Source organism: Streptomyces sp. 7R007 (assembly GCF_054850255.1).
This window is the reverse complement of record NZ_JBTWMV010000001.1, coordinates 332,078-352,900: the sequence shown is the minus strand read 5'-3', so window position 1 is coordinate 352,900 and position 20,823 is coordinate 332,078. Positions and strand designations below refer to the sequence as shown.

Annotated in this window: 19 protein-coding genes, 3 pseudogenes and 1 riboswitch; of the genes and pseudogenes, 13 read left to right on the top strand and 9 right to left on the bottom strand. The window is 73.3% G+C overall.

The genetic code is table 11. From position 1 onward, the window contains the following. Positions 1 to 35 precede the first annotated feature (35 nt). Positions 36 to 266, bottom strand: a pseudogene (locus ACYF6T_RS01745) (hypothetical protein); the annotation flags it as partial. 78 nt (positions 267 to 344) lie between these two features. On the opposite strand from ACYF6T_RS01745, the gene ACYF6T_RS01740 reads away from it, so the two are divergent. From ACYF6T_RS01740 to ACYF6T_RS01720, 5 genes and pseudogenes are all read left to right on the top strand, one after another. Beyond that, the gene (locus ACYF6T_RS01740; protein ID WP_461692776.1) at positions 345 to 1,301 is read left to right on the top strand and encodes a GlxA family transcriptional regulator; all 957 of its coding nucleotides are present in this window, start codon (positions 345 to 347) and stop codon (positions 1,299 to 1,301) included. Positions 1,302 to 1,410: 109 nt separating this feature from the next. After that, the gene (gap, locus tag ACYF6T_RS01735; RefSeq protein WP_461692775.1) at positions 1,411 to 2,409 is read left to right on the top strand and encodes a type I glyceraldehyde-3-phosphate dehydrogenase; all 999 of its coding nucleotides are present in this window, start codon (positions 1,411 to 1,413) and stop codon (positions 2,407 to 2,409) included. Between the two features lie 82 nt (positions 2,410 to 2,491). Next, complete coding sequence (locus ACYF6T_RS01730; RefSeq protein WP_461692773.1) at positions 2,492 to 3,706, top strand: L,D-transpeptidase; 1,215 nt, start codon at positions 2,492 to 2,494, stop codon at positions 3,704 to 3,706. Positions 3,707 to 3,766: 60 nt separating this feature from the next. Continuing rightward, positions 3,767 to 3,950 (top strand): annotated as a pseudogene (locus ACYF6T_RS01725) (glycoside hydrolase family 97 catalytic domain-containing protein); the annotation flags it as partial. Positions 3,951 to 4,079: 129 nt separating this feature from the next. Then, the gene (locus tag ACYF6T_RS01720; protein ID WP_461692772.1) at positions 4,080 to 4,577 is read left to right on the top strand and encodes a discoidin domain-containing protein; all 498 of its coding nucleotides are present in this window, start codon (positions 4,080 to 4,082) and stop codon (positions 4,575 to 4,577) included. 5 nt (positions 4,578 to 4,582) lie between these two features. Here ACYF6T_RS01720 and ACYF6T_RS01715 read toward each other — a convergent pair whose 3' ends face one another. Next, positions 4,583 to 5,053 (bottom strand): MarR family winged helix-turn-helix transcriptional regulator, encoded by a 471-nt coding sequence (locus ACYF6T_RS01715; RefSeq protein WP_461692770.1) that lies wholly within the window; start codon positions 5,051 to 5,053, stop codon positions 4,583 to 4,585. 56 nt (positions 5,054 to 5,109) lie between these two features. Here ACYF6T_RS01715 and ACYF6T_RS01710 point away from each other — a divergent pair, with 56 nt between their 5' ends. Together ACYF6T_RS01710 and ACYF6T_RS01705 are read left to right on the top strand one after the other, a co-directional pair. Continuing rightward, positions 5,110 to 5,958 carry an alpha/beta fold hydrolase gene (locus ACYF6T_RS01710; RefSeq protein ID WP_461692769.1) on the top strand — a complete coding sequence of 283 codons (849 nt, stop codon included), beginning with the start codon at positions 5,110 to 5,112 and terminating at the stop codon, positions 5,956 to 5,958. Positions 5,959 to 6,164: 206 nt separating this feature from the next. Further along, positions 6,165 to 7,010, top strand: a complete 846-nt coding sequence (locus ACYF6T_RS01705) for an LLM class flavin-dependent oxidoreductase (RefSeq protein WP_461692768.1) — start codon at positions 6,165 to 6,167, stop codon at positions 7,008 to 7,010. Positions 7,011 to 7,423: 413 nt separating this feature from the next. On the opposite strand, the gene ACYF6T_RS01700 is transcribed toward ACYF6T_RS01705, so the two are convergent. Together ACYF6T_RS01700 and ACYF6T_RS01695 are read right to left on the bottom strand one after the other, a co-directional pair. Further along, on the bottom strand, positions 7,424 to 8,386 hold the full coding sequence (locus ACYF6T_RS01700) for a formylglycine-generating enzyme family protein (RefSeq protein WP_461692766.1): 963 nt from the start codon (positions 8,384 to 8,386) through the stop codon (positions 7,424 to 7,426). Positions 8,387 to 8,489: 103 nt separating this feature from the next. Then, positions 8,490 to 8,843: a helix-turn-helix transcriptional regulator gene (locus tag ACYF6T_RS01695; protein WP_461692765.1), complete on the bottom strand. Its 354-nt coding sequence runs from the start codon at positions 8,841 to 8,843 to the stop codon at positions 8,490 to 8,492. Positions 8,844 to 8,976: 133 nt separating this feature from the next. Between ACYF6T_RS01695 and ACYF6T_RS01690 the strand changes: the two genes are divergently transcribed. After that, entirely contained in the window at positions 8,977 to 9,720 is a 744-nt protein-coding gene (locus ACYF6T_RS01690) for an ANTAR domain-containing protein (protein ID WP_461692764.1), read from the top strand. A 104-nt stretch (positions 9,721 to 9,824) separates the two neighbouring features. Here the strand turns inward: ACYF6T_RS01690 and ACYF6T_RS01685 are convergent, their stop codons facing one another. From ACYF6T_RS01685 to ACYF6T_RS01670, 4 genes and pseudogenes are all read right to left on the bottom strand, one after another. Continuing rightward, a complete protein-coding gene (locus ACYF6T_RS01685) occupies positions 9,825 to 10,433 on the bottom strand; it encodes a tRNA-specific adenosine deaminase (protein WP_461692763.1) in 609 nt (202 codons plus the stop codon). A 207-nt stretch (positions 10,434 to 10,640) separates the two neighbouring features. Beyond that, positions 10,641 to 11,025 (bottom strand): annotated as a pseudogene (locus tag ACYF6T_RS01680) (ATP-binding protein); the annotation flags it as partial. Between the two features lie 300 nt (positions 11,026 to 11,325). Beyond that, on the bottom strand, positions 11,326 to 12,348 hold the full coding sequence (locus ACYF6T_RS01675) for a Gfo/Idh/MocA family protein (protein ID WP_461692762.1): 1,023 nt from the start codon (positions 12,346 to 12,348) through the stop codon (positions 11,326 to 11,328). Between the two features lie 176 nt (positions 12,349 to 12,524). After that, the gene (locus ACYF6T_RS01670; RefSeq protein ID WP_461692761.1) at positions 12,525 to 13,265 is read right to left on the bottom strand and encodes a GntR family transcriptional regulator; all 741 of its coding nucleotides are present in this window, start codon (positions 13,263 to 13,265) and stop codon (positions 12,525 to 12,527) included. A gap of 209 nt (positions 13,266 to 13,474) precedes the next feature. Here ACYF6T_RS01670 and ACYF6T_RS01665 point away from each other — a divergent pair, with 209 nt between their 5' ends. The 5 genes from ACYF6T_RS01665 to ACYF6T_RS01645 all read left to right on the top strand — a co-directional run bounded on the left by ACYF6T_RS01665 (position 13,475) and on the right by ACYF6T_RS01645 (position 19,966). Continuing rightward, positions 13,475 to 14,632, top strand: a complete 1,158-nt coding sequence (locus ACYF6T_RS01665; protein ID WP_461692760.1) for an ABC transporter substrate-binding protein — start codon at positions 13,475 to 13,477, stop codon at positions 14,630 to 14,632. After that, entirely contained in the window at positions 14,629 to 15,525 is an 897-nt protein-coding gene (locus ACYF6T_RS01660; protein ID WP_461692759.1) for an ABC transporter permease, read from the top strand. The genes ACYF6T_RS01665 and ACYF6T_RS01660 overlap by 4 nt, the downstream gene beginning before the upstream one ends. Next, positions 15,513 to 16,328, top strand: a complete 816-nt coding sequence (locus ACYF6T_RS01655; protein WP_461692758.1) for an ABC transporter permease — start codon at positions 15,513 to 15,515, stop codon at positions 16,326 to 16,328. Before ACYF6T_RS01660 ends, ACYF6T_RS01655 begins: the two co-directional genes overlap by 13 nt. 3 nt (positions 16,329 to 16,331) lie before the next feature. After that, entirely contained in the window at positions 16,332 to 17,408 is a 1,077-nt protein-coding gene (locus tag ACYF6T_RS01650; protein WP_461692756.1) for an ABC transporter ATP-binding protein, read from the top strand. 1,052 nt (positions 17,409 to 18,460) lie between these two features. Continuing rightward, positions 18,461 to 19,966: an HAD-IA family hydrolase gene (locus tag ACYF6T_RS01645; RefSeq protein WP_461692754.1), complete on the top strand. Its 1,506-nt coding sequence runs from the start codon at positions 18,461 to 18,463 to the stop codon at positions 19,964 to 19,966. Here the strand turns inward: ACYF6T_RS01645 and ACYF6T_RS01640 are convergent. Further along, positions 19,956 to 20,537, bottom strand: coding sequence for a histidine phosphatase family protein (locus ACYF6T_RS01640; protein WP_461692753.1), 582 nt, complete (start codon positions 20,535 to 20,537; stop codon positions 19,956 to 19,958). The genes ACYF6T_RS01645 and ACYF6T_RS01640 overlap by 11 nt on opposite strands. Before the next feature lie 112 nt (positions 20,538 to 20,649). Further along, a riboswitch (cobalamin riboswitch) is annotated at positions 20,650 to 20,795 on the top strand. Positions 20,796 to 20,823 lie beyond the last annotated feature (28 nt).

Here is a 20,823-nt window from a genome sequence, read left to right as displayed (position 1 = left end):
CCACAACCCCCGGTGACGCGGCGACGACGACATCGTCACCATGTAGCCGCAACCGCCGAAGAGTTGAAGACCCCGGTCGACGGACGTACGTCACGTCGTCCCGCCCCCGGTGCGTGGGCCAGGTGGGCCGGCACGGCCAGGACGCGGCGGTGGCCGCTGTCGCTCGGGAGGAGGCCCAGTTCCAGGAAGACGTTGCCGATGTGTTTGTGGAGCGCGCGTTCGGTGACGACGAGCGTCGTCCTGGCGATGGCCGCGGCGGCGTGCCCCACCACCGCGGCCACGCACAGGTGGGCCGCGGCCCGGGCCGCGCGCCGGGGCGGCGTCCCGCTCGTACGCTGTTCCCCGTGCCGCCCACCCGCCTCCACCGCGTCGCCGTCCTCGTCCTCGAAGGGGCCAAGCCGCTCGACGTGGGCATTCCGGCGCAGGTGTTCACGACCCGGGCCAGCATGCCGTACGAGGTACGGGTGTGCGGCGCCGCGCCCGGGCTGGTGACCGGCGGGGACGGGCTGGCCTACCACGTCGCCGACGGGCTCGACGCGCTCGCGTGGGCCGACATCGTGTTCGTGCCCGGGTACCGCTTCCCGGACCGCGAGGACCCGCCGCGGGCCGTCGTCGAGGCGCTGGTCGCCGCCCACGAGCGGGGCGCGCGGCTGGCCGCCATCTCCACCGGCGCCTTCGCGCTCGCCGCCACGGGCCTGCTCGACGGCAGGCGCGCCACCACGCACTGGCACTACACGCGGGCGCTCGCCGAGAGGCATCCGCGGGTCAAGGTCGACGAGAACGTCCTGTTCGTCGACGAGGGCAGCGTGCTGACGTCGGCCGGCGCCGCCTCCGGCATCGACCTGTGCCTGCACATCCTGCGCGGCGATCTCGGCGTGGCCGCCTCCAACCACGCGGCCCGGCGCCTGGTCGCGGCCCCCTACCGCAGTGGCGGGCAGGCGCAGTACGTGCCGCGCAGCGTGCCCGAGCCGCTCGGCGAGCGGTTCGCCGCGACCCGCGAGTGGGCCCTGCACCGGCTCCACGAACCGCTCAGCCTGGAGATCCTCGCGCAGCACGCGGCCGTCTCGCCGCGCACCTTCTCGCGCCGCTTCGTCGAGGACACCGGCTACACGCCCATGCAGTGGGTGATGCGCGCCCGCATCGACCTGGCCCGCGAACTGCTGGAGCGCTCGGAGCGGAGCGTGGAGCAGATCGCGGGCGACGTCGGGCTCGGCACCGGCGCCAATCTGCGCCTGCACTTCCAGCGCATCCTCGGGACCACCCCCAGCGAGTACCGGCGCACCTTCACCAGGGGCGAGTGACCCCCGTTCGGCACGTTGGCGCGATCCTTGCGAACCATGGCGCTCCCGCCAAGGTCATGTCCGGCTTCGGCGCGCGAGGCTGAGGGTGACGCACCGAAGGGACTCACACATGACTCGCATCGCCATCAACGGATTCGGCCGCATCGGACGCAACGTGCTGCGCGCCCTGCTGGAGCGCGACAGCGACCTCGAAGTCGTCGCCGTCAACGACCTCACCGAGCCCGCCGCCCTCGCCCGGCTGCTCGCCTTCGACTCCACGGCCGGCCGCCTCGGCCGCCCGGTGAGCGTGGACGGTGACACGCTCGTCGTCGACGGCCGCCGCATCAAGGTGCTCGCCGAGCGCGAACCCGGGCGGCTGCCCTGGGCCGAACTCGGCGTCGACCTCGCGCTGGAGGCGACCGGCCGCTTCACCTCCGCCAAGGCGGCCCGCGCGCACCTCGACGCGGGCGCCCGCAAGGTCCTCGTCAGCGCGCCGTCCGACGGCGCCGACGTGACGCTCGCGTACGGCGTCAACACCGACGCCTACGACCCCGAGGTGCACACGATCGTCTCGAACGCCTCCTGCACGACCAACGCTCTGGCGCCGCTCGCCGCGGTCCTGGACCAACTCGCCGGCATCGAGCACGGGTTCATGACCACGGTGCACGCCTACACCCAGGAGCAGAACCTCCAGGACGGCCCGCACCGCGACCCCCGCCGGGCCCGCGCCGCCGGCGTCAACATCGTGCCGACCACGACCGGCGCCGCCAAGGCGATCGGCCTGGTGCTGCCGGGCCTGGACGGCAAGCTGTCGGGCGACTCCATCCGCGTGCCGGTGCCGGTCGGCTCGATCGTCGAGCTCAACACCACCGTCGCCCGCGACGTGACCCGCGACGACGTGCTGGCCGCCTACCGTGCCGCGGCCGAGGGCCCGTTGGCCGGCGTCCTGGAGTACTCCGAGGACCCGCTGGTCTCCTCCGACATCACCGGCAACCCCGCCTCGTCCATCTTCGACTCGGCCCTCACCCGCGTCGACGGCCGCCATGTGAAGGTGGTCGCCTGGTACGACAACGAGTGGGGCTTCTCGAACCGTGTGATCGACACCCTGGAGCTCCTCGCCACCGGCTGACCGGGTTATCCCGGCCGCCCGGCGGGTTACCCGAACCGTCTCACAGCGCCCACCGGGACGCACGGAAGGCGGTACACGAAGTATGGAGCGCACACCCGCACCGTCGCCCGGCGCCGGGGACCCCCACCGGCGCCACCGCGGCCCGCGCCTCGCCGCGCCGGCCGCCGCGGCACTGCTGACGCTGGCGGCGTGCACGAGTTCGTCGGACTCCGGCGGATCCGGCGCCGCCCAGCGCGACCAGCTCACCATCACGCCCGCGGCCCACAGTGCGGCCGTCGCCGTGAACCGGAAGGTGACCATACGCGCGGGCGACGGCAAGATCACCTCCGTGGCGGTCACCGCGGAGGGGCCGGGGAAGCTGCACGGCACCCTCTCCGACGACAAGGGCACCTGGACGTCCAGCGAGCCCCTTGCCCCCGGCGTGACCTACCGGGTCGTTGCCCGGGCCACCGGAGCGGACGGCAGGCACCTGAGCCGCAACGCCTCCTTCACCACCGCCGAGCCGCCCAAGAGCCGTACGTTCGTGGGGGAGTACCAGCCCGACAAGGGCACCACGGTCGGCGTGGCGATGCCCGTCTCGGTCGTCTTCAACAAGCCCATCCGCGACAAGGCGGCCGTCGAGCGGCGCCTGAAGGTCACCTCCAGCCCGGCCGTCGAGGGGTCGTGGAGCTGGATGACCGACCGCGACGGCAGGGACCGCGTGGACTTCCGCCCGCGGACGTACTGGAAGCCGGGCACCGCCGTGACGCTGCGGATGAACCTCGACGGCGTGAACGTCGGCGGCCTGTACGGCACGCAGAACCGGGTCGTGAACTTCCGTGTCGGCGACGCGGTGACCACCACCGTCGACACCGCCCGCAAGACGATGACGGTGTCGAGGAACGGCAGCAAGCTGCGCACGCTGCCCGTCTCCACCGGCAAGAAGGGCTACGAGACCTGGAACGGCACGATGGTCGTCCTGGAGAAGACGCCCACGATCCGCATGAACTCCCGCACGGTGCAGATCTTCGGCCCCGAGGCCTATGACCTCGGTTCGGTGAAGTGGGACGTCCGGCTCACCCCCTCGGGCACCTTCGTGCACGCCGCGCCCTGGAACGAGGGCAAGTTCGGCCGGGTCAACGGCAGCCACGGCTGCATCGGCATGAGCACCGCCGACGCCAAGTGGTTCTACGAACAGGTCCACTTGGGCGACCCGGTCACGGTCGTCCACTCCACCGACACCGTGCCCGCCAACAACGGCTACGGCGACTGGAACGTCGACTGGGCGACCTGGCGGGCGGGCAGCGCCCTCGACTAGGAGACACGGACGCAGGCGATCCACGAGGCTCGCCGGCGCCCCGAGTCGCACGACGCCCGGCCGCTCACCCTGGGGCCCGGCCGCTGGCTGGTGGAGACGGTCCGCGACGGCGCCGACGGACTCGTCCAGAACCGGCCAAGTGCTGCGTGGCGGCGACGAGTCGGGCGTGGACGTCGTCGCTGGGCGGTGGCTTCGCGGGCATCGCCTGCCCGTGGCGCCCTCGGTCACCACCTGCCACCGCTGACGAAGAGCGGCGCCCGCGCCGAGGTCTCACCCCCGTCCGTCGAGCCTCCCGCCATCGGCGCCTACGAGTACGGCGCGCCGGCCCGGTCGAGCGGCTGCGACCGGCCCGGACGCCGACAGCGCGGGCGGCATGGGAGTTGACGCGCGACCGCGAGCGACGGCAGCGACGCTCCGCCGCGTCGACGGGGACGTCAACACCCGCTGGGCGGCCGCCGCGGCCCGGACGCCCGGCCAGTGGCTCACCGTGGACCTGGGAGAGGCGCAGACCTTCGACCGGCTCACCCTCGACGCCGAACGCGACACCAGCGGACAGCCGTACGGCTCCACGATCGTCGTCAGCCGTGACGGCACGTACTACGGCGGCCCCCTAGCCCGGGTCTCCGGCCGCTGGTTCACCCAGGACGCCGTCTTCCCCGCGCACCCGGCCCGGTACGTCCGTATCGGCCTCACCGCATGCGGCCCCGCCCCCTGGGTGGTCAACGACCTGCGCCCGTACGGCGACGGCCCCGACGCCTCCGCCGCCCTCCGGGCCGAGCAGGTCTTCTCTTACCCCGCCTCGGAACGCCGCCTTGTCGCGAAGGGAGGCCCCGGGGCCGCCGCCCCGGACCCGCCGACCGCCCGCCCGTGACGGCCTCAGCCGCGCAGCGACTCCCGCCCCGCGGCGGTGACCTCCCGCATGCTCAGCAGGAAGCGGCGGACCGCGGCGAGCTCCGTGTCGTCGAAGGAGCGCACCGCCGTCACCATCTGCCCGATCAGCGGCCCGAAGAACGACCAGCCCATGGCGACCGCCTTCTCCTCCACGGCCAGCAGCACGCGCCGGCGGTCGCGGGTGTCGCGTTCCCGGCGCACCAGCCCCATCCGCTCCAGCCGGTCGACCAGGGCCGTGGTGGAGGCCGAGTTCAGCCCCAGCTGACCGCCGAGCCACCCCGGAGTGGCGGTCAGTCCCGCCCGGCCGGCGTCCAGCAGGTGGATGAGGGCGCGGACATCCGTGGGATGCAGGCCGTTGCGGTCGGCGAACTCGGCGGCGAACAGGTCGAGTTCGACCGTGACGGCGCGCAGGAGGTGCACCAGCTGCAGGCCGGGGTCTTGTTCGTCGACGTCCATTACCCGATATTATCTCGACCATCGAGATAATCGGCGGTCGAGTCGAGGTGGGGGACATGGGAGCCGTGCAGGATGGACCGGAATTCCACGCGGCGTACGACGCCGTCCTGGCGCTGTGGCCCGCCCCGGTCCACGCTCTCGACCTGACCTCCTCCTACGGCACCACCCGTGTCCACATCTGCGGCCCCGAGGACGGTCCGCCGGTCGTGCTGCTGCCCGGCGGCGGCACCACCTCGATGGCGTGGTTCGCCACCGCCGCCGACCTGGCCCGCACCCACCGCCTCCACGCGGTGGACGTGATCGGGGACATCGGCCGCAGCGTCCACGACGGCGCGCCCCTGCGCGGCGCCGCCGACCTGACGGCCTGGCTCGACACGCTCCTCGACGGCCTCGGCCTGGACCGGGCGCACCTGTGTGGGCACTCCTACGGCGCCTGGATCGCCCTCAACTACGCGCTGCACGCGCCGAAACGGGTCGACAGGCTGGTCCTGCTCGATCCCGTCAACTGCTTCACCACCATGAGCCCGCGCTACCTCGCCCACGGACTGCCCGCGCTGCTGGCCCCGAGCGCCGAGCGCGCCCGCACCTTCCACCGCTGGGAGACCGGGAGCCTCCCCGAGAACCCCGTGTGGCGGACCTTCCTCGACCACGCCGCCTCGGCGCACCGGTCGAAGGTCGTGGCGATGCGCCGCCCCAAGTCCCGCGACCTGCGCGCCTGCACCGTGCCGACCCTCGTCGCCCTCGCCGGACGCAGCCGCGCCCACAACGTGCCCGCGACCGCGGCCGCCGTCCGCCGGCTCCTGCCCGAAGCGGCCGTCGAGATCCTGCCCGACGTCTCCCACCACGCCCTGCCCACCGAACAACCCGCCCGGCTCAACCGCCTGCTGGCGCAATTCCTGGACTGACCGGCACACAACCCACCGGTCCTCCGGCGCGGCGCCGGCGGCCGGGCGATATCCGGTTGTCCCGCGCGAACGCCTCGCCCTACAGTGAGATCACTTCGACGCGACACTCCCCGGAAGTACGCCGCAGAGCGGGAGCGTCCCACCTCACCGAGGTGCCGGAGGGGCGGCAGTGACTTCGCCGACCCTTCCTCTCGGAGGTCTCCTTCATGAACGTAGGCATCGGTCTGCCCGTCGCCGACCCCGCCGGCCTGCTCACCTGGGCCCGGCGCGCCGACGCCGGACCCTTCAGCACGCTGGGCCTGCTCGACCGGCTCGTGTACGACAACCCCGAGCCGCTGACCGCGCTCGCCGTCCTCGCCGGCGCCACCACCCGCGTCCGCGTCCAGACCGAGGTGCTGCTCGCCCCGCTGCGGGACACCGCCCTGCTCGCCAAGCAGGCCGCCACCGTGGACCGGATGACCGGCGGCCGCCTGGTCCTCGGCCTGGGCGTCGGCGGCCGGGACGACGACCACCGCGCCGCGGGTACCGACCCGCGCACCCGGGGCCGCCGCCTGGACGCGCAGCTGGCGCTGCTGCGCCGCCTGTGGTCCGGCGAGCCCTACGGCGACGACGTCGGCCCGATCGGCCCCGCGCCCGCCCGGCCCGGCGGCCCCGAAGTGCTCTTCGGCGGCTTCCAGCCCCCCGCGCTGGAACGGGTCGCGCGCTGGGGCGACGGCTTCCTCGCCGCCGCGCCGCCCTCCTGGGCCGGTGGGCTGTTCGACACCGTCCGCCGGTTCTGGAAGGAGTACGGCCGCGACGGCGCACCGCGCATCGTGGCGCAGGTGAATGTCGCGCTGGGCCCCGACGACGTGGTCGACGACGCCCGCGCCGCCATGCACGCGTACTACGCCTTCACCGGCCGCGCGGACACGATGGTCGCGGCCATGCTCACCACACCGGCCGGCATCCGCGACGCGATCGACCGGTTCACCGACCTCGGTGCCGACGAGGTCATGCTCTACTGCTACGGCCGCGACCCGCACCAGGTGGACCGTCTCGCCGACCTGCTGTGAGCTCACCTCCGGTCGCAGGAACGGACACGACGGCACACCATCCGCGCATCCACGGCCGTCGGCGGACCACCTTGGCGGTCATCTCCCGGCAAGACGGGCTCAGGAGCCGGTGACGGCGCGGGGGAGTGGTGAAAGTGATGACGCGTCGGCGGGGGCGGGCGGCTTCTTGCGGTGTGAGGGCGTGTGCGGCCGTCCGTTCCCGCGCCCCGCGAGAGGTGCCGTCGGACGGAGAAGGCTCGGTGCCCGACGCGGAGAACACGAGCGAGGAGGCGCGAGCGGGCGCACCGCTGGCCGGGGTCCCGCTGATCGTCGCGGCCGCGGTCGTCGTCGTGTGGCTCGGTCTGCCACATCGCCGGTCCCTTGTCGTGCAGGGAACTGCGGCACCGTTGCCCGTCTTCACGAACCTGTCATGTTCAGGCGTCCCAGGCGCACCGGAAGCCGAGGTTGCCGGTGCTGCTGTCGGGCGTGTTGGCGGTGCGGGCGGCGACGCGGTAGCGGTTGCAGTACGAGTGGTGGCACAGGTAGGAGCCGCCCCGCATGACGCGGACGGACCCGCGCTCGGGCCCCCTCGGGTCGGTGTGCGGCCCGGCGGTGTGCCGCGTGCCCCACCAGTCGGCGCACCACTCCCACACGTTCCCGGCGACGTTGTACAGCCCGAACCCGTTGGGTGCGTAGGCGTCCACGGGAGCCGTGCCGCGGTAGCCGTCCTCCGCGGTGTTCTTGGTGGGGAAGCGGCCCTGCCAGATGTTGCACCGGTGCTCACCGCCCGGCGTCAGCTCGTCGCCCCACGGGTAGCGGGCCTGCTCCAGGCCGCCCCGGGCGGCGTACTCCCACTCGGCCTCGGTCGGCAGCCTCGCACCGGCCCAGCGGCAGAAGGCGAGCGCGTCGTTCCAGGAGACGTGCACGGCCGGATGGCCGGCGCGGTCGTCGACGGTGCTGCCCGGGCCCTCGGGGGCGCGCCAGTGGGCGCCCTGCACACCGCACCACCACGGGGCCTGCTCCGGCCGGGGCGCACCCCGGCGCAGCGCGCCCGGGAGGAAGCCGGCGAACACGTACGACCACCCGAAGCGCTCGGCCTCGGTGACATGGCCGGTGTCCTCGACGAAGCGGGCGAAGCGGGCGTTGGTGACCGCGTACGCGTCGATCAGGAACGCGGAGAGCGTGACCTTCCGCACCGGTCCCTCGCCGTCCTCGGCGAACCCCTGCGCGTCGTCGGTCCCCATCAGGAACGAACCGCCCGGCAGCAGTACGGCGTCCCCCCGCTCCCCGGCGGCGGACCGCCCGGCACGCGCCACGGGCGCCGGCCCCGCGTCGGCCGCCCGCCGACCCGCCGAGGGCGCACAGCAACTCCCCGGCTCCGCCCCGGTCTCACTCATGCGCGCCCGCTCCCCGCTCGATGCGATCTTCCGTCGAGACTACGTCGTCGCCGGTGCAGGGCGGAGCGGACCTCGTCCCGTCGCCTTCGAGCGGGCCGGCGGCTCAGGCCGGCGCGTGCGGCCGGGCGCCGTCCGCCGACGTCGTGGTCGTGCGGGCCGCCTCGTCCTGCGCCAGCAGGGACAGCAGCGAGGCCACGGTCAGGCCGGCCTCGGCGGGATGGCGCAGCACCTTGCCGGGGTCGATGCGGTAGGTGTTGGTGCGCCCCTCCCGGGTGTGCGAGAGGTAGCCGTCCCGCTCCAGGTCGGAAATGATCTTCTGGACGGCGCGTTCCGTGAGGCGGCAGTGGGCGGCGATCTCACGGATGCGGGCGCTGTGGTTGTCGGCGATGGCCGCCAGCACGCGGGCGTGATTGGTCAGAAAGGTCCATCCGGTGTGGGGCTCGGGCACTCCATCCATGTCTCAACTCTAGCGAGAAGTGGTTCAGGTATTCAAAAACGCGAACAAAATTTCACGTATTGGTTGACGTATGTGGCTCGATCAGGGAAATCTGGGTAGCGGAGGCAGGCGAGCACAGCGAGGGAGAGACGCCATGCCGGAGCCTGCGCAGTCGGCGCAGCCCCTCACGACGCAGGACACCGCGCGCGAGGAGGTCGGTGGTGCCCCGCCGGTGACATCGCGCGGTCCGGCGACGCTCCACGTGAAACCGGACGGGGACCGTACGACGGTCACGGTCCGCGGTGAACTGGACCTCGACGGCCGGCGGCTCGCCGACCGGCTCCACGACGCCCTGGACCGCTCGACCACCGGCGTCGACCTCGACCTCGGCGAGGTCGCCTTCTGCGACTGCTCCGGGCTCAACCTCCTGCTCGACCTGCGCCGGCGTGCTCTCGACCAGAGCAAGACGGTCGTCATCCGCGCCTGCGGGCCGACGGTGGAACGGCTGCTGGAGCTCACCGGCACCCGGGAACTGTTCATCTCGCCCGGCCCCGCCGAGCGGGCCGGTCCCCTCGCCGCCGTCACCGTCGGCCGCCACTCGCCCGAGGAGATCGACCAGGAGCTGCTCAGGGAGGTCGTCGAGCTGCGCCGTGCCATGCGCACCCGGCCCGCCATCGACCTGGCCCGCGGCATCCTGATGGCGTCCTTCCAGCTGAGCCCGGAAGCGGCCTGGGTCGTGCTGGTGACCACCTCGCAGCGCACCAACACCAAGCTGCACCGGCTGGCGGAAGACCTGGTGGGGACCGTGCAGGGCACCCCGCTGCCCGAGGCGGTGCAGCGGCAGCTGGCCCTCGCGGTCGACATGGCGCGCGCGTCCGACGGCGCGCAACCGGCCTGACCGCCCCGACCGGGCGGCGAGTGGACGTCCCCGGGTGCCGGCTGCGACGGCCCCTCGTATGCGGAGGTGGTGGAAGGTGACGAGGGCCGTGACGCCACGACGTGTCACTCGCTGCCGCCCCGGGCGTTGTAGACGGTGACCTCGCCGGCGTCCACGGCCTCCCGGTAGCCGCGGAACACGGCGAGCGCCTCGTCCCGCAGCACGTCGTGCACCACCTCGATGCCCCGCTGCTCCAACTGCCCGGCCCAGTCCTCGCGCAGCGGGCCCTCGTCGAACGTGGTGAGCTTCTCCAGCTCCGGGCCCTCGCCCGCGACCACCAGGCCGCGCACCCCCGACCACAGGGCCGCGCCATAACACTGCACGCACGGCCGCCAGTTGACCACCAGTTCGTGGGCCGGCAGCCCCTCGGCGCCGAGGTCCCAGCTGCCGAGCGCGGCCTGCGCCAGCCCCAGGGCGAGGACTTCGGCGTGCGCGCTGGAGATGCCGGAGGCGAGCACGACGTTGACACCCACCGACACGATCCGGCCCGTGTCCCGTTCGGCGACAAGGGCCGCGAAGGGGCCGCCGCTCTCCTCCCGCCAGTTGCGGTCGGCCAGGCGGTGCACCAGGCGCATCCGGTCGGCGCGGTCGGGGACGACGGCGGGCACGTCCGCCACCTCGTCGTCGATCCACGCCGGCAGACCCAGGCGGTATTCCCTCGCGATGTCGATCACTTGCCCGTTTCCTCTCGCTGTGCGGCTCGGCCTGCCGGTGACGGCGGCCTCGGGGTCCTGTGCACACCCCTACCCCGCGTTCCACGCGAGCGCCGCCGCAGGCATCGTCGCGGCGTCGGGCGGGGGCGCCGTTCCCACCCGCCGGCTTGCTCAGTGCCCGAAACCGGAGGCGTCCGCGAAGGCGCCGCGGCTGTCGGTCACCAGCGTGGTCTGCGGGAGCATGACCAGCGCGACGGTGCCCCGGCCCTGCTTCGCGGGCCGCAGCTGGACCCGGATGCCGAGCCGCTGCGCGAGACGGCCGACCACGAACAGGCCCACACGCCGCGAGATCGCGGCGTCCACGGCCGGCGGGTCGGCTAGCTTGCGGTTGAGGGTCGGCGAAGTCGTGCGGGCTCGGACCGACGCCCTGGTCGTGGATCTCGACCACGACCCGGCCGTCCGGAAGGTGGGCGGCGGTGACGTGCACCGGGTCCTCGGGCGCGGAGAACGTGGTCGCGTTGTCCAGCAACTCGGCCAGCAGGTGCACCAGGTCGGTCACGGAACCGCCGTGCACCATCGCCTCGGGCCCGCCGGTCAACCGGATGCGCTCGTACTCTCGCCTGTGAGCTGGGCAACTCCCTTGTTTGAACGTTGAACCAACCCTGTCGGTTGCTGCTGGAAAATCTGCCACGCGTGTGCCGAGAAATCGCTTGCCGTGGGCGTTACCGAAGGGTTTCCGATCGAGTGAGACCAGTCAGATGGGCGTGGCTGCCCATGCGGAACTGGCGCATGGCACAGCGCCTCTACGAGAACCTGCTCGTCCTAGCCGCGAGGACCCCCGGTACCGCTGGGAGCGGCCGGTGTCGCTGGTGGACACGCTGCGCGCCGCCGCGTCCGATCACCCGGCAGGGCGTCAGCGGGGCAGCAGATCCGTTGCGGCCGTCTCTCCGGGGTAGCGCACGCCGATACGGTCCCGGAGCGCGTCGAGCGTGCGCATCACGGCCAGCGTGCCGTCCAGCGGAACGAGCGGCGACTCGGTCTCGCCGGCCCGCAGGGCGCGCATCACCTCGACCGCCTCGTGGCGGAAGCTGTTGACACGTCCGTCGGCCGGGTCGGCGGTGAACTCCTCCGGTTCGCGGCCCTCGCGGTGCAGCACGAAGCGGTCGGGGTGGAAGAACGTGTGCGGGATGTCGATACGGCCGCGTGAACCGGTGACCGACGCGGTCCTGGGGGAGTCGCCGATGATGGAGCAGTGCAGCAGGGCGTGCGCTCCGCCGGGCCACGACAGCAGCGCGCTGGTCTGCAGGTCGACGCCCTCGTCCGAGAGCACCGCCCGCCCCTCCACGTCGGCGGGCTCGCCGAGCAGCAACTGCGCGAACGACACCGGGTAGACGCCCAGATCGAGCAGCGCGCCGCCGCCCTGTGCCGGGTCCCGCAGCCGGTGCGCCGGCGGGAAGGGACCCGCGAGGCCGAAGTCGGCCTGCACGGCGCGCACTTCACCGATCGCGCCGTCGCGGACCAGGGCCGCCGCACGCCGGATGAGGGGGTTGCAGTACATCCACATGGCCTCCATCAGGAAGCGCCCGCGCTCCCGCGCCAGGGCCGCCAACTCCTCGGCCTCGCGCAGGTTCAGCGTGAACGGCTTCTCGCACAGCACGGCCCGCCCGGACTCCAGGCACAGGCCGGCGGCGGCGCGGTGGGCCGAGTGCGGGGTGGCGACGTACACGACATCGATGTCCTCGTCCCGCGCGAGCGCGGTCCAGTCGCCGTAGGCGCGGGGAATCCCGAAGCGCTCGGCGAAGACCTCGGCCGACTCCGGCCGCCGCGAGGCCACGGCCACGACCTCCGCGTCCGGCAGGTCCACGAGGTCCGCCGTGAACGCCGCCGCGATCCCTCCGGTCGCCAGAATCCCCCACCGTACTTTCTCGCCGCCCATACCCCACCCGGCCTCGTCCGGACACCACGTGCGACGCAGAGGATAACGGCCGTCACCGGGGCCGTTTCCGACCGCCGTCCACCCCTGCCGGCGACCCGCCCCTCCCCGCCGTCCCGCACCTCGTTGCCGCTCCCCGTCCTCCGGGGGGCCCTTCGCCCAGCCCGCCCGGTCGCCCCTCAGCCCGCCGTCTTCCGGGCCAGGGCGTTGTTGCCGATCGAGTTGTGGACGCTGAAGCTGACGGCGTCCGAGCGGTAGCGGTCGTCGGACCATTCCACCGGGCGGCCCTCGTGGGTCGTGGTGACCCGGCGCACCCGCAGCAGCGGACTGGTGCGGCGGACGCCGAGGAGTTCGGCGTCCCGGGCGCCGGCCGCCACCGCGTCGATGACGTGCTCACCGTAGGCGAAGACCAACCCGGTGTCCTCGTACAGCCGTTGGGTGACGGACGGGCACTCGGGCTCGATCGCCTCGACGGCCGGGGCGATCCAGTCGGCGTACACCGTCCGCTCCAGCAGCACCGGCTCGCCGTCCAGGCCGCGTATCCGCAGCACGTGCAACACGGCCGTTCCTTCGGCGAGTTGAAGGCGTACGGCGTCCTCGGTGGTCGCGGGCCGGTACTCCTGCGTCACGACGTGCCCCGTCGCCTCGCGCCCCATGCCCCGGGCCCACTGGGCGAAGCTGCGCAGTTCGGCGAAGCTCTGGCTGCGGCGGCTGGCCAGCACCACACGGCGGGCGCCCTGCCGGGAGCCGATCAGTCCCTCGGCGGTGAGCGCGGCCACCGCCTGACGGACCGTGCCCCGGGAGACGCCGTAGTGCGCGGCGAGCTCGGTCTCGGCGGGCAGCAGACTGCCGACCGTGTACTCCTCGCGGGCGATCGCCCGGCGCAGTTCGTCGGCGATCTCCTCGTGTCGCGCGGCCATGCTTCCCCTCTGAGTCGGTCGCAGTGCACAGCGTGAGCAGCCTAATCGAGATCGCGGCGCGACCGAAACGTGGCCTGATCTCCAGCGAAACAGAGGTCAGGGTTTCACCAGAGTTTACGAGCGGGACACCCATGCCGGGCCTACTGAGGCCAACTTGTTCAGACAAGTGCTCCGTAGTGCCTCACCCTCGTGCGTCCCCTGGAGAGACCGTGACCGTGTCCCTGCCGCGAACAGCCGTCCTGAGCGGCTCCCTGGCCGTCGTCGCCGCACTCGCGCTGAGCGCCTGCGGTGCCGCCCCCGACACCGCGTCGACCACCGCCGACGGCAAGAGCGCCGCCACCGCGACCTCCGCCGCCGCCTTCGGCGGCCTGGACGCCCTGGTGAAGGCAGCCAGGAAGGAGGGCACGCTGCACGCCATCGCGCTGCCCCGCGACTGGGCCGACTACGGCGCCCTGATCGACGGCTTCCAGAAGAAGTACGGCATCAAGGTCCAGGTGGAGAACCCGGACGGCTCCAGCCAGGACGAGATCAACGCCGTCACCTCCCGCCAGGGCCAGGACCGCGCCCCCGACGTCCTCGACCTCGGCTCCTCCTTCGCGCTCAGCGCCGCCCAGCAGGGCCTGCTCGCGCCGTACAAGGTGGCCGGCTACGCCGGCATCCCCACCGCGCAGAAGGACCCGCAGGCCCGCTGGTACAACGACTACGGCGGCTACATCTCCATCGGCTGCGACGCGAAGCGGGTCAAGACCTGCCCGACCACCTTCGCCGACCTGCTCAAGCCGCAGTACAAGGGCCAGGTCGCCCTCAACGGCAACCCCACCAAGTCCGGTTCGGCCTTCGGCGGCGTCTACGCGGCGGCCCTCGCGAACGGCGGCTCCTTCGACGACATCCAGCCCGGCCTCGACTTCTTCGCCAAGCTGAAGAAGAACGGCAACTACACGCCCGTGGAGTCGACCCCGGCGACCGTCGAGAAGGGCGAGACCCCGATCAGCATCGACTGGGACTACCTCAACGCCGGTTACGCCGAGGAGTTCAAGTCCAAGGGCCTCGACTGGAAGGTCGCCATCCCCGGCGACGGCAAGTACGCCCAGTACTACTCGCAGGCCATCAACAAGGACGCCCCGCACCCGGCGGCCGCCCGCCTGTGGCAGGAGTACCTCTACAGCGCCGAGGGCCAGAACCTGTGGCTCAAGGGCTACGCCCGCCCGGTCCTGATGGCCGCCCTGGAGAAGGCCGGCACCCTCGACAAGACGGCCGCCGCCAAGCTGCCCCAGGTCTCCGGCACGCCCTCCTTCCCGACCGAGGCCCAGCAGAGCAAGGCCAAGACGGTCCTCGCCCAGGGCTGGGGGAAGGCCGTCTCCGGATGACCGCGACCCTCACGCGGGCCGACGTGGTGACCGCCGCTTCCCCGAAGCGGCGGCGCCGCGCCCCCGGCTGGCTCGCCGTCCTCCCGCTGCTCGTCTTCACCGCGCTCGCCTTCGGGATTCCCGCACTGGCGATGCTCGACGGCGCCTTCACCGTCAAGAACCCGGCCACGGGCGCCGCCTCGTACAGCACCGCGAACCTCACCGCCTCCCTCCAGGGCGCCTACCTCACCGCGCTCCTCGGCAGTGTCAAGCTGTCCGCCGTGTCCGCCGTGACCGGGGCCGTGCTCGGCCTGTTCCTCGCGCAGGCCGTCGTCACCTCCCGCTTCCGGGCCCTGCGCGAGGCGGTGCTCACCGCCTCCGGCGTGCTCGCCAACTTCGGCGGCGTCCCGCTGGCCTTCGCCTTCGTCGCCACCCTCGGCAACGCGGGCGTGCTCACCCGCCACCTCGGGCTGGCCGACCAGGGCTGGGACCTCTACAGCTTCTGGGGCCTGGTCGTCGTCTACCTGTACTTCCTGATCCCGCTGATGGTCCTCACCATCACCCCCGCCCTGGAGGGCCTGCGCTCCCAGTGGCGCGAGGCCGCCCAGAACAACGGCGCGAGCGCCGTCCAGTACTGGCGGCACGTCGCCCTGCCCGTGCTGCTGCCCTCACTGCTCGGCGGACTGGTGCTGCTGTTCGGCAGCGCCTTCGCCGCGTACGCCACCGCCGCGGCCATGGTCGGCAGCTCCGTCCCGCTGGTCACCCTGCAGATCGCCGACGCCATCTCCGGCAACGTCCTGGTCGGCCAGGAGAACGTGGCCCTCGCCCTGAGCCTCGACATGGTCCTGGTCGCCGGACTGGTCATGGCCGTCTACCTGCCCCTGCAACGAAGGAGCGCGCGATGGCTCGCCTGAACGCGTGGCGGTGGGCCGTCCTGGGCCTGGCCGCGCTGTACTTCCTGATCCCGCTCGCCGCCTCCGTGGTGTTCACGGTCGACGTGCCCGGGCAGGGCGTCACCTTCGACGCCTACACGCAGATCCTCGGCACCGCCGGCTTCGGCTCCAGCCTGCTGCTCTCCCTGGAACTCGCCGCGGCCACCATCGCCCTCGTCCTGCTGCTGATGGTGCCCGCGACGGTCGCCCTGCGCCTGGGCGCGCCCCGGCTGCGGCCCGTCGTGGAGGTCGTGTGCTCGCTGCCGCTGGTCGTGCCGCCGATCGCCTTCGTCGCCGGCATCGGCACCGTGTTGAAGTGGGGCCCCGAGTACCTCTCCCGCACACCGCTGTTCGAGACCTTCGTGGCCCTGCAGAACCCGGACTTCCCGTTCGTGCTCGTCCTCGCCTACGTCGTGATGGCGCTGCCGTTCGTCTACCGGGCCCTGGACGCCGGACTGCGCGCGGTCGACGTGCGCACCCTCGTCGAGGCCGCCCGCAGCTGCGGGGCGAGCCCACCGCAGGCGCTCGTCCGGGCCGTGCTGCCCAATCTGCGCGGGGCGCTGCTCAACGCCTCCTTCCTCACGCTGGCGCTGGTGCTCGGCGAGTTCACCGTCGCCCAGCTGCTGGGCTTCAGCCCGTTCGCCGTGTGGATCGTCGGCGTCAGCGGCTCCCAGGCCCAGCTGTCCGTGGCCGTCTCCGTGCTCAGCCTGCTGGTCACGTGGGCCCTGCTCCTCGCGCTCGCCGGCTTCGGCGGCCGCGCCCGCACCGCCGCCTCCCAGGGATGAACCATGACCCTCACCACGCTTGACCGGGCCGCCGGCCAGAAGGCAGCCACCGTCGAATTCCGCGGGCTGCGCCGGGAATTCGGACCCACCGTCGCCCTCGACGGCCTCGACCTGACCGTGCGGCCCGGCGAGTTCCTGGCCCTGCTCGGACCCTCCGGCTGCGGCAAGACCACCGCCCTGCGCATGCTCGCCGGGTTCGAACACCCCGACTCCGGCGCGGTGCTGGTCGACGGCCAGGACGTCACCCACGTCCCGGCCCACCGCCGTGACGCCGGCATGGTCTTCCAGTCCTACAGCCTCTTCCCGCACCTCAGCGCCCTCGACAACGTCGCCTTCGGACTGCGCATGCGCAAGGTGCGTACGGCCGAACGGCGCGCCCGCGCCGCCGAGTTGCTGGAGCTGGTCGGCCTCGGCGACAAGGCGGAGCGGTTCCCGCACCAGCTCTCCGGCGGCCAGCAGCAGCGCGTCGCGCTGGCCCGCGCCCTCGCCCTGCGTCCGCGCGTGCTGCTGCTGGACGAGCCGCTGTCCGCGCTGGACGCCAAGGTGCGGCTGACCCTGCGCGAGGAGATCCGCCGGCTCCAGCAGGAACTCGGCATCACCACCCTGTTCGTGACGCACGATCAGGAAGAGGCCCTGTCGGTCGCCGACCGCGTCGCGGTGATGCGGGCCGGCCGGCTCGAACAGTGCGCCGCCCCCGCGGAGTTGTACGGCCGGCCCGCCACCGCCTTCGTCGCGGAGTTCGTCGGCACGATGAGCCGGATACCGGGACGCCTGTCGCAGGGCGCCGTCGAGGTGGGCGGGCAGCGGCTGCCGGTGGACGGCGAGGCGCCGGCCGGGCACGAGGTCGACGTCCTGGTACGCCCCGAGGCGGTGCACGTCGAGGCCGACGAGGCGGGCGACGCCCGCGTGGTGGCCACGGCCTTCCTCGGCGCCACCACCCGGCTCACCGTCCGCCTCCCCGACGCCACGGAGGTCAAGGCGGACGTGCCCACCCACGAGGCCACCACGCTCCCCGCGGGCACGGCCGTACGCCTGTGGCTGCCCAACCGCCCAGTCCTGCTCGCCGAACGCACCCCCTGACCCCCGACCCACCCCAAGCCACCACGAACGAAGCCTGGCGCCGCCGCAGCGCAGTCTGGAGCGAAGCTTGTGGGGCCGCAGCGCAGTCTGGAGCGATGCTTGTGGGGCCGCAGCGCAGTCTGGAGCGATGCTTCTGAGGCCGCCGCGCCGTCTGAAGCGAAGCCTGCAAGGCCGCAGTGCCGTCTGGAGCGAAGCTTGTGGGGTCGCAGTGCCGTCTGGAGCGAAGCCTGCGAGGTAGCCGCGCCTTCTCAAGCGAAGCCTGTGAGGCTGGCGGCCTTGTGGGGCTCAGCTCTGAGGCCGACGCGCCGTCTGAGGCCGAGTCGGTGAGGTTGCAGGCTTTCTGGAGGTCAGCACTGCGCCCGACGTGCCTTCTGAGGCCAAGACCCGAGCCTGACGCGCCTTGAAAGGAGCCGAGCCTTCGACACGTCCGAGTCCTGCGAGCCCGAACGTCCGCCACCCGACCCGCCCGGTCAACCCGGGCCTCCCGCACGCGCCCGGCCCGCAAGAGTTGGGCCCCCGACCCGACCTCGCCTGGCAAGACCCGGCCCGGGGCACTCGCCCCGCCTGGTCGAGCCTGGCTGCTGACACCGACCTGGCTGGCAAGACTCGTCCCGGGGCACTCGCCCCGCCTGGTCGAGCCTGGCCGCCGACACCGACCCGCCTGGCAAGACCCGCCCCGGGGCACTCGCCCCGCCTGGTCGAGCCTGGCCGCCGACACCGACCCGCTTAGCAAGACCCGCTCCGGGGCACTCGCCCAGCCCTGTCCAGCCGAGTCGCCGACACCCGACCCGCCTGGCAAGACCCGGCCCGGGGCACTCGCCCCGCCGGGTCGGGCCGAGCCCCGACACCCGACCCCGCTGGCAAAGCCCGGCCCCGGGCACTCGCCCCGTCCGGGAGGCCGGGCCCCGACAGTCGAGCCGCTCGGCGAACCCGACCCCCGAGGCGTTCGCCCCGCGCGGAGAAGCCGAATAGTGACACCCGCCCCGACCCCCGGCCCCCGCCCGGTACCACCGGACCCCGCCTCCCCCACACCCCCTGAAAGTGAGCACCCCATGTCGCAACCGCCGCTGCAAGCCGTCCTGTTCGACATGGACGGCACGCTCGTCGACACCGAGCGGCTGTGGTGGCTGACGGTGGCGGAGGCCGCCGCCCGGCTCGGCAGGGCGCTGACCGACGCCGACCAGCCGGAGGTGCTCGGACGCCCCGTCGAGCACACCGCCGCCTGGCTCGCCGGAACCGTCGGCACCCCGGCGGGGCCGGTCGCCGACGCCCTGCACCGGGAGTTCGCCGACCGGGTGCGCACCGGCGTCGTACCCCGCCCCGGCGCCCTGGAACTGCTCGACGCCCTCGCCCGCGACGGCGTGCCCACCGCCCTGGTGACCGCCTCCCCGCGCGCGGTCGCCGACACGGTCCTGCAGACGCTCGGGGCCGGACGCTTCGCCGTCTCCGTCACCGCCGAGGACACCGAGCGCACCAAGCCCGCCCCCGACCCCTACCTCGCCGCCTGCCGCCTGCTCGGCGCCGACCCGGCCGCCTGCGTCGCCGTCGAGGACACCCAGACCGGCGTCAGCTCCGCCGAGGCCGCCGGCTGTGCCGTCCTCGCGGTCCCCTCCCTCGCGCCGATCGACCCGGCACCCGGCAGGACCGTGCGCACCAGCCTCACCGGCGTCACCCCGGACCACCTGCGCGCGATGGTCCCGCACGAACTGCGCGTCATGAGCTGGAACCTCTGGCTCGGCGGCAGCGCGGTCGACGACCACCGCGCCAAACAGCTCAAGGTCATCCTGGAGACCGGCGTCGACGTCGTCGGCCTCCAGGAGACCGCCGGCACCGCCGCCCAGGAACTCGCCGACGCCCTCGGCTGGCACCACCACCGCGCCGGCGAGAACCTCGGCATCATCAGCCGCCACCCCATCACGACCGCCCTCGGCGACCCCGGCGTCGGCTTCTACGGGGCGGCCGGCGCCCGCGTCCGACTCGGCCCGCACCGCGAGGTCGACGTGTGGACCGTCCACCTCCACTACACGCCGTACGGCCCCTACGAGGCCGCCTTCGACAGGCTGCCGGCCGCCGAGCTGATCGCCCACGAGGAAGTGCGCCTCGCGCAGCTGCGGGAGGCGCTCGACTGGGTCTCCCGAACCGCCGGCGACAGCCGGCCGGTCGTGCTGGTGGGCGACTTCAACGCCCCCTCCCACCTCGACCGGCCGGACGTCGCATGGCCGGTGACACGTGCCGCCGAGGAGGCGGGCCTGCGCGACTCCTACCGCGAGGCCCACCCGGACCCGGCCGAGCACCCCGGTCACACCTGGTCGCCCGTGCACGCCGAGCACGAGGACGGCAGCGGACGCCCCGAACCGCAGGACCGGATCGACTACGTCCTGCACAACGGCCGCGGCCTGCGCGTCCTGGACGCCACCACCTTCGTCAGCGGCACCCCGCGCCCCTGGCCGGACGTGGCCGGCAACGACTGGCCCTCGGACCACGCCGCGGTGATCACCACGTTCGCCGTGGACCCGGGCGCCGTCCCGCCGGCTGCCGAAGCGCCGGCTACCGGGTGAGGGGAGCCTGGAGCGCCCGCCCGAGCCGGAGGTTCCAGCGCCCCGACCGCCCGCTGAACTCGGTCGCCGTCAACGGCGGTACGTCCAGCCGCCAGAACGCCGACCCGGGCGCCCCGAGCGCGCGGACCGCGGCGGCCCGCACGACCTCCGGGTCCACGACCGCGACGGTCCGCCCCGCCGCCTGCGCCGCCGACTCCAGCCAGCCGGCGATCCGGTCGCAGAAGTCCCGTACCGACTCACCGCCGTGGGGCGCGCACGCGGGGTCCGCCAGCCACCGGGCCACCGCCTCCGGCTCCCGCGCGCTCACCTCCGCCAGGGTCGCGCCCCGCCAGCGCCCCACGTCCAGAGCCGTCAACTCCGGTGCGCACACGGCCTCCAGGCCCAGCGCCGCGGCCGTCTCGCGGCAGCGGGCCGCGGGCGAGACCCAGGACCGGTCCGCCGGGGGGAGTCCGTCGCGGGCGGCCCGTGCGAGCCGCAGTCCGGTCTCGTCGAGAGGACGGTCGTCGTCGAACCGGGCCTCCCGCAGCGCCGTACCGACCGCGGGTGAGATCAACGTCACTCGGCTCGTCATACGTCCGTTTCCCTGGCCGACATCCCTGTCGTCCCAAGGATGACAGGTCGTCCCGTCCACGCCGTCGTGCGCCTTCGCGCCCTTGGCCGCGCCTCCGCTTCGCGGTACCTTCTCGGTCGGTGTCCACGACGGACACCGACGACGGTCCCGCGGAAGCCGGTGAGACTCCGGCACGGTCGCGCCACTGTAAGCCCGGTTCCCACACCTTCGGGGTGCGGGGCGGGTGAGTCAGACCCGCCCCGTCGTCTCGTGCACCACCGAGACGGGACGCGAGTTCCCCAGGAGG